At 70.9% G+C, this 11327-nt stretch carries 7 protein-coding genes; 4 read left to right on the top strand and 3 right to left on the bottom strand.

Annotated features, from left to right (window positions below; all coding sequences use genetic code 11):
* Positions 1-258: 258 nt before the first annotated feature.
* A complete protein-coding gene (locus ACH3VR_RS13760; RefSeq protein WP_397556877.1) occupies positions 259-1866 on the top strand; it encodes a DEAD/DEAH box helicase in 1608 nt (535 codons plus the stop codon).
* A gap of 440 nt (positions 1867-2306) precedes the next feature.
* On the opposite strand, the gene ACH3VR_RS13755 is transcribed toward ACH3VR_RS13760, so the two are convergent.
* Entirely contained in the window at positions 2307-3860 is a 1554-nt protein-coding gene (locus ACH3VR_RS13755) for a glycoside hydrolase family 6 protein (protein ID WP_397556876.1), read from the bottom strand.
* Positions 3861-4026: 166 nt separating this feature from the next.
* Positions 4027-4875 carry an alpha/beta hydrolase gene (locus ACH3VR_RS13750; protein ID WP_397556875.1) on the bottom strand — a complete coding sequence of 283 codons (849 nt, stop codon included), beginning with the start codon at positions 4873-4875 and terminating at the stop codon, positions 4027-4029.
* Between the two features lie 89 nt (positions 4876-4964).
* Here ACH3VR_RS13750 and ACH3VR_RS13745 point away from each other — a divergent pair, with 89 nt between their 5' ends.
* Together ACH3VR_RS13745 and ACH3VR_RS13740 are read left to right on the top strand one after the other, a co-directional pair.
* Positions 4965-5441 carry a MarR family winged helix-turn-helix transcriptional regulator gene (locus ACH3VR_RS13745; RefSeq protein WP_397556874.1) on the top strand — a complete coding sequence of 159 codons (477 nt, stop codon included), beginning with the start codon at positions 4965-4967 and terminating at the stop codon, positions 5439-5441.
* A gap of 5 nt (positions 5442-5446) precedes the next feature.
* Complete coding sequence (locus ACH3VR_RS13740) at positions 5447-6784, top strand: MFS transporter (protein ID WP_397556991.1); 1338 nt, start codon at positions 5447-5449, stop codon at positions 6782-6784.
* Between the two features lie 129 nt (positions 6785-6913).
* Here the strand turns inward: ACH3VR_RS13740 and ACH3VR_RS13735 are convergent, their stop codons facing one another.
* On the bottom strand, positions 6914-9340 hold the full coding sequence (locus ACH3VR_RS13735; protein ID WP_397556873.1) for a glycoside hydrolase family 2 TIM barrel-domain containing protein: 2427 nt from the start codon (positions 9338-9340) through the stop codon (positions 6914-6916).
* A 71-nt stretch (positions 9341-9411) separates the two neighbouring features.
* Between ACH3VR_RS13735 and ACH3VR_RS13730 the strand changes: the two genes are divergently transcribed.
* Positions 9412-11223 (top strand): sulfatase, encoded by a 1812-nt coding sequence (locus ACH3VR_RS13730; RefSeq protein WP_397556872.1) that lies wholly within the window; start codon positions 9412-9414, stop codon positions 11221-11223.
* The last annotated feature ends 104 nt before the right edge of the window (positions 11224-11327 follow it).

Raw genomic sequence — 11327 nt, 5'->3', positions numbered from 1 at the left:
CTCGCTTCGGCCGACCACGCCGACAGGGCCGGTTTCGCGAGCGCGGGCTGCCCGAAGAGCATTCAGGATGCGGCATCCCGGGCCTGGTAGCCTGGAGATGCGGCCCCTGTGCCGCTGCGTCGACGTCTTGATTCCCCGGCCTTCCGTGCTGTGACGTCCTTACGATCGGCGAACTTCAGCGCCGGCCCCATCGTTCGCGGCCCGCTGTCGCCCGTTCCGCGCCGGCCATCGCCGTGCGCCCTTCCCGAAAGCACAACCATGCCCTCCTTCCTCGATCTCGGCGTGCCGGCGAACCTCGCGGCCGTCCTCGCCGCCGACGGCAAGACCGAGCCGTTCGCCATCCAGCGCGACACCCTCCCGGACGCCCTCGCGGGCCGCGACGTGCTCGGCCGCGGCCGCACGGGCTCGGGCAAGACGATCGCGTTCTCGCTCCCCCTCGTCGCGCGCCTGTCCGGAGCTTCGGCCGCCCGTCGCACCCCCGGCCGTCCCCGCGGCCTGGTTCTCGCGCCGACGCGCGAGCTCGCCACCCAGATCGCCGCGACGATCGCCCCGCTCGCCGAGGCGACGGGCCTCACGGTGACGACGATCTTCGGCGGCGTGAGCCAGAAGCCGCAGGAGCAGGCGCTGCGCGCCGGCGTCGACATCGTCGTGGCCTGCCCCGGCCGCCTCGAAGACCTCATGAAGCAGAAGCACATCGACCTCTCGGCCGTCGAGATCTCGGTGCTCGACGAGGCCGACCACATGGCCGACCTCGGCTTCCTCCCCGGCGTCACGCGCATCCTCGCGGCCACGCCGCAGGGCGGACAGCGGATGCTGTTCAGCGCGACCCTGGACCGCGGTGTCGACGTGCTCGTCAAGAAGTTCCTCCGCGACGAGGTGCTCCACGAGGTCGACGAGGCGAGCGTCCCGCAGGGCGTCATGACGCACCGCGTCTTCGTCGTCGCAGGCACCGACGAGAAGACGGCGCTCGTCCGTCACCTCGCGTCGGGCCGCGGCCGCCGCATCCTCTTCACCCGCACGAAGCACCAGGCCAAGAAGCTCGCGAAGCAGCTCACGGCGTCGGGCATCCCCGCCGTCGACCTGCACGGCAACCTCGGCCAGAACGCGCGCGAGCGCAACCTCGCGGCCTTCGGCGCGCCGATCGAGAGCGGCGGCGTGCGCGTCCTCGTCGCGACCGACGTCGCCGCGCGCGGCGTGCACGTCGACGAAGTCGAGCTCGTGGTGCACGTCGACCCGCCGGTCGAGCACAAGGCATACCTCCACCGCTCGGGCCGCACGGCTCGCGCCGGCGCCGAGGGCGTCGTCGTGACCGTCGCGCTCGACGCGCAGCGCGGGGAGGTCAAGGACCTCCTTCGCAAGGCCAAGGTCTCGGCCGCCCTCGAGCCCGTCGTCGCGGCCGACGCCGCCGTCGCGGAGCTCGTCGGCGAGCCTGCTCCGCGCGTCGCGCCGTCGGCGGCTCCCGTGCAGCAGCGCTCGGCGGCGCGGCCGGCGGGTTCGGGCTCCGGCTCGCGCGGCTCCGGTGGAGACTCGGGCTCCGGCGGTGGTTCGCGTCGTCGGCGCGGCGGACGCTCGGGCGGCGCGGGTGCTCAGGATGCTGCGCCCCAGGCCGGCGGCGGCCGTTCGGGGCAGCAGGCCGGTCGTTCGGGCCAGTCGGCGGGCCGTTCCGGTCAGTCGGCGGCCCGTTCCGGCCAGTCGGCGGGCCGTTCGGGGGGTGCCCAGAGTGGCGCGAAGCAGCAGCCTGCGAAGCAGGGCGGCTCGGCCTCGGGCGCGAACCGCCAGCAGGCGTCCAAGCAGCGCTTCACGACGGGCAGCACGGTCGCCGAGATCCGCGGCACCCGCACGCCCGGTCGCCGCGCGCGCGGCTGAGCCCGGGCGAGGCATCCCTCCCCGTGCACAACTGCGGGAAGATCGACCGACGCGCCGCACGACCCCGGCGCGTCGCGCGATCAGCCCGCAGCGGTGCACAGGCCGGCTGAGGCCGGGCGAGGCATCCACCCATGCACAAGCGCCCGGCCGCCGCGCGCGCGGCTGAGCCCGGGGAGGCATCCGCCCCTGTGCACAGCCGCGGGGAAAACGACCGACGCGCCGCACAGCGTCGGCGCGCCGCGCGATCGGCCCGCAGCTGTGCACGCATCGAGCGCAGCCGACGCTGCGGCTGAGCCCGGCCGAGGCATCCCTCCCCGTGCACAACTGCGGGGAGATCGACCGACACGCCGCGCAACGCCGGCGCGGCGGGCGATCGACCCGCAGCGGTGCACGGCACGGGGGAACGGGCGGCGACTGGTGCCCGCTCCCCCGCGCCCGGGTCAGTCGGAGGTGCAGGCCGCGCCGTCGAGCCAGAAGATCCACGGCTGCTCGGCCGCGCCCTTGACGCTCAGCACGACGTCGGGCGCATTGCCGGGCTTCGCGCCGCTGCCTGCGACCGCCACGGCGTGACCGGACTGCGTGACCGTCCCGTGCGTGGCCTTCGTGATCCTCTGGTCGCCGGCGAGCACGAACGACACCGTCCACGGCGCGCCCGGAGCGGCGCCGTCGAGCCGCAGCTTCGCCGACGACGCGTTGCCCGCACCCGAGGCATCCCACGCCACGTGGCAGTCGAGCGGGACGAGCGGCGGCTGGGCGAACTCGATGAGCTCGCGCGCCTGCTCGGTGAACCACTGCCCCGCCGCGGGATCCTCCATGCCGCGCTCGGGATCGAGCGGTCCGGCGGTGCCGCGGTAGCACTTGCCGTCGGACTCGCCGGGCACCTTGACCCACAGGTACGCGTCGATGAACGGATCGCCCGTCGTGGTCGTCGGCAGTGCGCCGAGGCCGCGGTCGGGCGGGTTGCACCACACCTCGGGGTCGGCTCCGGCCGGGGCTCCGGGGTACGGCGCCGCGGGGCCCGCCCACGGTCCCTGGCCGTTGCGGCTCGTGTCGAGCACGAAGTGCGCCTGCGCGGCCGGGTCGCGCGTCACTCCGGTGTCGGAATAGGCCTGCTGGTAGGCGGCATCCGTCAGCCCCCACGTCGAGAAGTCGTTCGGGTTCGCGGGGTAGTACTGGCTCGCGCACCACGCCGGCTCCCACCAGGAGTTCTGCGAGAGGTTGATGCAGTCCGAGATCCACGTGCCGTACTTCTGCAGCTTCGCCGTCTCGACGTAGTTCGACACGTTGAGGAAGAAGCCCGCGGCGCGTTCGACCCCCGCCTTGATGAGGCGGTCGGAGATGTCGCCGACACCGAGCCAGCCGCTGTGCGTGCCGTCGAGGTAGACGGCCGTCGCGCCGAGGGCTCCCAGCGCGTCCACGGCGTGGTTGAGCTGCGTGTACCGGTCGGCGGCGGCCGTCGCAGGGTCGAGCTCGGCGGGGCGGCACCACTCGACGTTGCCGTTGATGTCGGTGTTCCACGGGATGATGCCCAGACCGTCGGGCTCGAGGATGACGGTCGCCGCGCGGTCGCCGATGCCGGCCGCGAGGCCGTCGATCCATGCCTCGTACGCGGCGGTGTCGGCGGCTCCGCCCGCCGAGTACTGGGAGCAGTCGCGGAAGGGGAGGTTGTAGGCGACGAGCACGGGCATCTCGCCCGCCGCCGTCGCGCCGTCGACGTAGGTGCGCGCCGCTGCCTCGACCTCCGCGGGCGTGCCCTTGGTGAACCACGTCGCCGAGGCGATGCTGCCCAGCAGCTGTGCGTCGTCGCGCGCCTGCCCGCTGAGCGACTGGGCAGCCTCGAGGGTCGTGCTGAACGGGTCGACGTAGAGCGTCGACCCGGCGAGGCCACCGGGCTCGTACGCCTGCGCGGGGGCGAGGGCGAGGAGGGATGCCGCGGCCAGCGCCGCGACGGAGACGCCGGCAGCGACGCCGCGTCTCGTTCGGGATGAGGACATGTCACTCCAGGGGGTCTTCGTCGACTCCGGTCGCATCATCGCGCCCGGTCCTGCGGTCGTCCTCGGGAGCACCTTGCGGAGGCTCCACGGCGGAGACCCGGGTGGGAGCGCTCCCACGAGACCGACTGACGCCAGGATGCCCGCCCGGGAGGCGCGGGGTCAAGAGTCAGTCGCGCGCGGGGAACCGCTTGTCGAGCCACGCGATCACATCGGCGCGCACGTCGGCCTGCATGACCTCGTTGAAGATCTCGTGGCGCGCGCCGGGATAGACGAGCGTCGTGATGTCGGTCAGTCCCGACCGCGTGCGGTAGGTGTCGGCGAGCTTGTGGACGCTGCGCGGTCCGCCGACGGTGTCATCCCTGCCCACGAGCAGAAGCAGCGGGATGTCGTGGCCGAGGTTCTTGCGCGGGCGCCCGAAGACCTTCATGACCTCGATGGGACCGAAGAGCTTCATGGGCGAGTCCTCGGTCGTGAGCGGGTCGGCCCGGAACTGCGCCCCCACGGCGGGATCGGAGGCGAGCCATTCGAGGCCCGAGGCATCCGGCCCGTCCCAGGGCTTGTTGTGCCCGCCGGTGCGCAGCCACCCGGGCATGCGCAGCGCGGACCCGGAGAGGATGAATCCGTCGAACGCCTCCGGATGGTCGTTGACGACGATCTGCGTGATGAACGAGCCTCCGGAGTGGCCGAGGATCACGAGCGGCAGGTCGGGGTTCTCGTCGCGGATGATCTCGGCGAGCCGCCAGATCGCGTCGACCGTCGCGCCGAGGCCGCCCGGTCCCAGGCGTCCGAGCTTCGCCGCGTCGCCATGCTGCTTCATGCCCGTGCGGCCGTGGCCGCGAAGGTCGCCGGCGTAGACGGTGCAGCCGTTCGCGGTCAGCGCCTCGATCAGCGCGCCGTAGCGCCCGCTGTGCTCGCCGACGCCGTGGATGAGCTGCACGACCGCGCGGGGCACGGTCGTGGCGGGGTGGACGTCGTAGACGATCGCGATGCCGTGTGCATCGGTGAACTCGGGCATGCGCATGAGTCTAGGACGGTGGGATGCCGCATCCCGGCCCATCGCGCGGGTTTACTTAGCAAGGCTAATGAGCTAGGCTAAACAATCTCATGAGCCCTGCGACCGCCGCCCCTGCCGAAGCCCCGTCCGATCCGCTCGAGCCCGCCGAAGATCTCGCCGCCGAGGCATCCGATCTGCGCATCGCGACATTCCGGCTCGCGCGACGCCTGCGCGCGGAGCGCGCCGTCGACACGATGAGCGACGGGCAGTTCGCCGTCCTCGCGACCCTCAAGATCCACGGGCCGCACACCCTCGGCGAGCTCGCCGACCGCGAGCGGGTCTCGGCGCCGTCGATGAACCGCACCGTCAACTGCCTGCAGGAGTCGGGGTACCTCACCCGCACGCCCGACGACGAAGACCGCCGCAAGGTCAACATCGCCCTGACCGACGCGGGGCTCGACGTCGTCGAAGAGACCGTGCGCCGCCGCGACGCGTGGCTCGAGGAGGTACTCGCAGGGCTCGCCCCCGAGCAGCGGGCTCTTCTTCATCAGGCCGGCGAGATCATGCGGGAGGTGGCGGGGCTGTGAGCGCGATGTTCCGCTCATTCTCCGTCTTCAACTACCGCGTCTGGTTCTTCGGCGCCCTCATCTCCAACGTCGGCCAGTGGATGCAGACCACGGCCCTCAGCTGGGTCGTGCTGACGGAGCTCACCGACAACGACCCCGCTGCGATGGGCATCACGATGGCGCTGCAGTTCGCGCCTCCCCTGCTGCTCGTCGGTGTGACGGGCTGGGTCGCCGACCGCTTCGAGCGCGGGCACCTGCTCATGGTCACGCAGAGCCTGCTGCTCGTGCTCGGCATCGCGATCGGCACGCTGCTGCTCATGGACGTCATGACACTGCCGCTCATGTACGTCTTCGCGCTCGCCCTGGGCCTCGTCGCCGCCTTCGACAACCCCGCGCGTCAGGCCTTCGTCTCGGATGTCGTGACGCGCGAGTACGCCTCCAATGCCGTCGCGCTCAACGCCGCCTCGTTCAACGGTGCGCGCATGATCGGGCCCGCGGCGGCGGGGATCGTGATCGTCGCCGTCGGCACCGGCTGGGTGTTCTTCATCAACGCGGCGACGTTCATCGCGATGCTGGTCGCGCTCCTGATCATCCGACCGCACGAACTCGTCGCCCGCGCCAGCGCGCAGAACGCGGGCCGGCTCGCCGACGGATTCCGCTACGTCGGCAAGCGCCCCGACCTTATGGTCGCGTTCGCGATGGTGTTCCTGCTCGGCGCGTTCGGCATGAACTTCCCGATCTTCGCATCGACGATGGCGCTCGAATTCGGTCAGGAGGCCGACGGCTACGGGCTGCTCAGCTCGATCCTCGCGATCGGCTCGCTCACGGGCGCGCTGCTCGCGGCGCGGCGCGATCGGGCCCGCATCCGTCTGGTCATCGTGGGCACGGCCCTGTTCGCCGTCGCGGGCGCGGTGTCGGCGTTCATGCCGACGTACTGGCTGTATGCCGTCACGCTCATGGTCACGGGCTTCTCCATCGTCACGACTCTGACGACGGCGAACGGCTACGTGCAGACGACGACCGATCCCGCGCTGCGCGGCCGCGTGCTCGCCCTCTATATGGCGATCCTCATGGGCGGCACCCCCATCGGCGCCCCCATCGTCGGCTGGGTCGCGGCGGAGTACGGACCGCGGGTGGCGATCCTGCTGGGTGCCGTCGCCGCGCTCGTCGCGTTCGCGATCGGAGCGACGTGGATGCTGGCCTCCGGCCGCGTTCGCCGGCACGAGTCGCGACGGTTCCGCCTCACGATCGACGAGACCGTGCCCGTCGCGATCGTCGCGCCGGCGCAGTTCAGCGACGAGGTCGCCGGCACGACGCCGATCCGCCTTCCGCGTCAGGCCGCACCTTCCGCCGCCCACCGCTGAGCCTCCGGCCCCGTTCGCTTGCGGCGTTGTGCAGAAGCGAGAGCCATTCGACGCAAGCGAACGGGGCGCGTTTCGTTCACTTGCGCCGTTCGGCAGGGCCACAAGCGAAAAGGCGCAAGCGAGGTCGCGTCAGGAAGCCGTGAGGGTGACGGATGCCGGGGGCACGCCCTCGGCGGAGACCGTCAGGGTGATCTCGCCGGGGCCGGTCGGGCGCACGATCGCGAGCGCGCGGCCATCGTAGGTCGTGACGGACGGGCCCGCGAAGGGCTCCTCCGTGCGGGCGCGACCCGTGCCGAGACCCGCGAGGACCGCGGGACCCTCGACCGAGACGGACACGACGCGGTCGGCGTCGCAGGGCACCGTGCCGTCCGCGTCCTCGAGCGTCAGCGCGACGAATCCGAGCGCGTCGGAGTCGGCCGAGATCGCGGCTTCCTCCGCCCGCGCCGCGAGCGACAGCCGCCCCGACGCTGTGCGCAGCGCGTGCCGGCCGGTCTCGACGCCCGCGGTGCGCCCGACGGCGACGAGCTCGCCAGGGCGGTACTCGGTCTCGAAGCGCGCGCGGAAGCGGTTCCCGGGCCCGGCCGGAGCGATGCCCAGCGAAACCCCGTCGAGCAGGAGTTCGACCTCGTCGGCCGATGCGAAGACGTCGACTGTGACGGGCGCGCCGGGCGCGGCATCCCATGTCCATGACGACACCGAGTCGTCCCACGACCACGGCGTGCGGGCGGTCGGCCTGCCGTGATGCTGCGGGCGGTGCACCGCGAGGTACGGCTCGGCGCGCAGGCCGAAGACGATCTCACGCCAGTACGAGATCGTGCGGCGGTGCCCCGTGATGTCGATGTCGCCGGACTCGGCGAGCAGGTACGGGTACGGGCCCGCGGTGCCGGTCGGGGTGTAGCCCTCTTCGTCGGTGTAGTCGACACGACCGATGCCGGCCTCGCCGAGGTAGTCCCAGCCGGTCCACGTGAAGTCGCCGATGACGTGCGGGAGTCGCTCGACCAGCGCCCAGAGCGCGTCGATGCGCTCGGGGAAGGTCTCGGAGCCCACGATGACGCGGTGCGGGTAGGCCTCCGCGTCGGGCTCGTAGCGCGAGTCGCCGTAGTTGAAGCCCACGACGTCGAGCACCGAGGCGGATTCCTCGATCGAGCGCGAAACGAGCTCCGACGCGTTCATGAGCGCCATCTGCTCGCCCATGCCGGCCATCATCGTGTTCGGATCCTTATCGGACAGCTCGGTCTGCGCCTCGGCCATGCGGTCGAGATTGGCGATGATGCCGTTGATCCCATTCGTGACGAACCGCGTCGGATCGAGCCGCCGCAGCTCCTCCGCGAGGCGACGGCCCCACGCGGAGCCGATCGGCGTGCCGAGCTCGAGGATCTCATTCCCGATCGAGTACATGATGACGCTGGGGTGGTTGACATCCTTCGCGACGAGGGCCGCCGCATCGGCCTGCCACCAGTCCGGAAACGCGAGCGAGTAGTCGAACGCCGTCTTCGATTCGGTCCACACGTCGGTCAGCTCGTCCATGACGAGCACGCCGTGCCGGTCGCACGCGTCGAGCATCGCGCGACTGACGGGGTTGTGCGCGCTGCGGATCGCGTTGAACCCGGCGGCCTTCAAGAGGCGGATGCGACGATCCTCGGCGTCGCCGATCGTGGCGGTACCGAGCGGTCCGTTGTCGTGGTGCACGCATGCGCCGCGCAGCTTGACGGTCTCGCCGTTGATCCGCAGGCCCCGCAGCGGGTCGAGTTGGAGGGTGCGGATGCCGAAGCTCGTCGTCGCCGCGTCGAGCTCGGCGCCGTCGGGCGCGGTGAGCACCGCGCGCAGCGTGTAGAGCGACGGCGTCTCGGTGCTCCAGCGCCGGGGATCGACGACGGCGATGCGCACGCGTGCCGTCGCGGGCTCGCTCGGCAGCGCCGTCACCGGCGCGGTCGCTGTCGCGACGGCGAGGCCGTCGGGATCCTCGATCGTCCACGAGACGCGCGTCTCTCGCGTGTGCCGGGTCGTGTTGAGCACCGTCGTGGCGACCTCGACGACGGCGAGTCCGTCGTCGACGTCGGGGGTCGTGACGACGACGCCGTCGAGCGGGATGTGCACGGGGTCGCTCACGACGAGGTGGACGGGACGATAGATGCCCGCTCCGGAATACCACCGGCTGTCCTTGTGCGACCGGGCCTCGACGGTGATGCGGTTGGGCTCGCCGAAGCGCAGATATGCGTCGGCGTCGACCGTGAATCCCGCGTAGCCGCTCGGCCGATGCGCCGCGAATTCACCGTTGAGGAAGACGACGGCGTCGCGGTAGACGCCCTCGAACTCGAGCCGCACGGTCTTCTCACGCCAGTCGGCGGGAACGTCGAAAGTCTTCGCGTACTCGAACACGCCGCCCGGGTAGTACCCGGCGTGCACCCCCTGCACGGAGTCGGCTGAGCGGTCGAGGTCGCGGACCGCGTCGTGCGGCAGGGTGACGGGCTGCGGTGCCGCGCCTCCCGCGAGCGCCTCGAACGCGCCCAGTTTGGGGCCGACGGTCCAGCCGTCGGCGAAGGGAAGGCGGATCATGAGTTCCGTTATATACAGAAACCCGAGTGACCGCTAGATTTTAGGGACATCGACAATCATCGGAGATTCTCATGCGAGCCATCATGGTCATGTTCGACAGCCTCAATCGGCGTCTTCTGCCGAACTTCGGCGCGAGCGAGATCGAAGCACCCAACTTCGAGCGATTGGCGCGCCTCAGCGTGACCTTCGACAACTGCTACGCGGGCAGCATGCCGTGCATGCCCGCTCGGCGGGAGCTCCACACCGGCCGCTACAACTTCCTCCATCGCTCGTGGGGGCCGCTCGAGCCGTTCGACGACTCGATGCCCGAGATCCTGAAGAACAACGGAGTCCACACTCATCTCGCGACCGACCATCAGCACTACTGGGAGGACGGCGGAGCGACCTACCACGCCCGCTACAACACCTTCGAGTTCTTCCGCGGACAGGAAGGCGACCCGTGGAAGGGCCACGTCGGCGGCGTGACTCCGCCGCCGACCGGCAACGGCGACAACTTCCTCACCCGCCAGGACTGGGTCAACCGGCTCTATCTCACCGACGAGGCCGACCACCCGCAGACGCTCACCTTCGATGCGGGACTGCACTTCCTCGAGACGAACGCCGACAAGCAGGACTGGTTCGTCCAGATCGAGACCTTCGATCCGCACGAGCCGTTCTTCAGCTACGAGCGGTACCGCGAGCTCTACCCCGACCGCAACGACGAGCGGATCTACGACTGGCCGTCGTATCGGCGCGTCATCGAGGACGACGAGACCGTCGACGCGGTGCGGGCCGAGTACTTCGCGCTGGTCACGATGTGCGACCGGTCGCTCGGGCGCGTGCTCGACTTCATGGACGAGCACGACATGTGGGACGACACGATGCTGATCGTCAACACCGACCACGGCTTCCTGCTGGGCGAGCATGGCTGGTGGGGCAAGAGCGTCATGCCCTGGTTCGACGAGAGCATCCACACCCCACTGTTCGTCTGGGACCCCCGGGCGGGCGAGAAGGGCGAGCGCCGCTCGAGCCTCGTCGCGACGATCGACATCGCGCCCACGCTGCTCGACTTCTTCGGCGTCTCGCCGACGCCCGACATGCAAGGCCGCCCGCTGCGCGAGGTCGTGGCCGACGACTCCCCCGTCCGCGACTCCGCCCTGTTCGGCGTCCACGGGTCGCATGTCAGCGTGACGGACGGGCGCTACGTGTACATGCGGGCGTCCGTCACCGACGAGAACCAGCCGCTCTACGAGTACACGCTCATGCCGACGCACATGCGCAGCAGGTTCTTCGTCGAGGAGCTGCGCGATCTCGACCTGGCGGAGCCGTTCTCGTTCACGAAGGACGTCAGGGTCCTGAAGATCCCCGCGGGCCCGGCCGGAAGTCCTGCGGCCTACGGCACCCTCCTCTACGACCTCGTCGAGGATCCCGACCAGCGCAATCCCCTCTCGGATCCCGCGCTCGAGAAGCGGATGGTCGAGCTGCTCGTGCGCGACATGCGGGACAGCGATGCGCCCCTCGAGCAGTACGAGCGGCTCGGGCTCCCGGCAGAGGGCCCCGTGACCGACGACCACCTGCTGGTGGAGCGGCAGTGGGACAGCGTCCAGGCGTCGTCCTCGCCCGTCCCGCTCGTGTCCGACTTCCCCCGCGGCGCTCATGTCGTGAGCACGCCGATCGGCCGCCTCCTCGACGACGAGCGCACGCGGGATCTCATCCGCGAGGCGTTCCCCGCGACGCGCAACGACTCGTTCGGGCGCTACTTCTCGGGAATGACTCCGATCATGCTCACGGCGGCGATGCCCCAGGTCAAGAGGGAGCGGCTCGACCAGCTCGAGTCGCAGCTCGTGGCGGCGATCGGGCCCTCGCAGGGCGCCGGTGACGACGGAGCCATACCGGCGCACTGACCGGACCAGCTGCCCGCCCTCGACATGAGGGCGGGCAGTTTTCTTGACATCTACCGGGACTTTTCCGAGCGCGCGGTCGGCCGCGACGCCCAGCGGACGACGCG

The organism is Microbacterium alkaliflavum (assembly GCF_044325405.1).
GTDB classification, from domain to species: Bacteria; Actinomycetota; Actinomycetes; order Actinomycetales; family Microbacteriaceae; genus Microbacterium; species Microbacterium alkaliflavum.
The sequence above is the reverse complement of the archived record's forward strand: the minus strand, read 5'-3'. Positions and strand labels throughout refer to the sequence as shown.